Source organism: Streptomyces sp. NPDC002054, assembly GCF_040296685.1.
In the GTDB taxonomy this organism is placed as follows: Bacteria; Actinomycetota; Actinomycetes; order Streptomycetales; family Streptomycetaceae; genus Streptomyces.
In genome coordinates this window covers 69,260-70,440 of the sequence record NZ_JBEOXT010000041.1, presented here as the reverse complement: position 1 = coordinate 70,440, position 1,181 = coordinate 69,260, and the positions used below count along the sequence as shown (strand labels likewise).

At 70.4% G+C, this 1,181-nt stretch carries 1 rRNA gene and 1 pseudogene; both read left to right on the top strand.

The features are described 5' to 3' along the window. Nucleotides 1–91: ribosomal RNA gene (gene rrf / locus ABT123_RS31105) — 5S ribosomal RNA — on the top strand; the annotation flags it as partial. Between the two features lie 181 nt (nt 92–272). Next, nucleotides 273–1,181, top strand: a pseudogene (locus ABT123_RS31100) (hypothetical protein); the annotation flags it as partial.

Here is a 1,181-nt window from a genome sequence, read left to right as displayed (position 1 = left end):
GCCCGGTTACATTCCGAACCCGGAAGCTAAGCCTTTCAGCGCCGATGGTACTGCAGGGGGGACCCTGTGGGAGAGTAGGACGCCGCCGAACAATCTTTCAAAGGACCCTTGGTCCTCAGCGTTCACGCTGAGGACCAAGGGTCCTTTTTTGTTTTGTTTTGTTCTGTACGTTTCAGGCCGGAGCGCGGCCATGGGTTGGTTGCGCAAGAATGGCTAGCGGTACCCCGAAGACAGGAGTCACACCCATGTCCAACTCTCCCGACGATCGTCCGGAGCGCGAGCCTCGTCGCAACGACGGTGGTGACAGGGGCGGCTACCGCGGGGGCCGTGACGACCGTGGCGGCGACCGCGGTGGTGACCGTGGCGGTTTCCGTCGCGATGACCGCGGTGGCCGTCCGAGCGGTGGCGGCTTCCGCCGTGACGACCGTGGTGGTCGCCCGGCCGGCGGCGGCGACCGTGGTGGTTTCCGTGGTGGCCGTGACGACCGTGGCGGCGACCGCCCGAGCTACCCCCGTCGCGATGACCGCGGTGGCGACCGTCCCTCCTTCCGTCGCGATGACCGCGGTGACCGTCCCAGCTACCCGCGCCGCGACGACGACCGTGGCGGCCGTCCTACCGGTGGCGGCGACCGTCCCTCCTTCCGCCGTGACGACCGCGGTGGGGACCGTCCCTCCTTCCGCCGCGATGACCGCGGTGGTGACCGTCCGAGCTACCCGCGTCGTGATGACGACCGTGGTGGTTTCCGCGGTGGCCGTGACGACCGTGGCGGGGACCGCCCGAGCTACCCGCGTCGCGATGACCGTGGTGGGGACCGTCCTTCCTTCCGTCGTGACGACCGGGGTGACCGCCCCAGCTACCCGCGCCGCGACGACCGCGGTGGCGACCGCGGTGGCTTCCGTGGCCGTGACGACCGGGGTGGGGACCGTCCCACCTACCAGCGTCGCGATGACCGTGGTGGCGACCGCCCGAGCTACCCGCGCCGTGATGACGACCGCGGTGGTTTCCGCGGTGGCCGTGACGACCGTGGCGGCGACCGCCCCAGCTACCCGCGTCGTGACGACCGCGGTGGGGACCGTCCCTCCTTCCGTCGCGATGACCGCGGTGACCGTCCCAGCTACCCCCGTCGTGATGACGACCGTGGTGGTTTCCGCGGTGGGCGTGATGACCGTGGCGGGGACCGC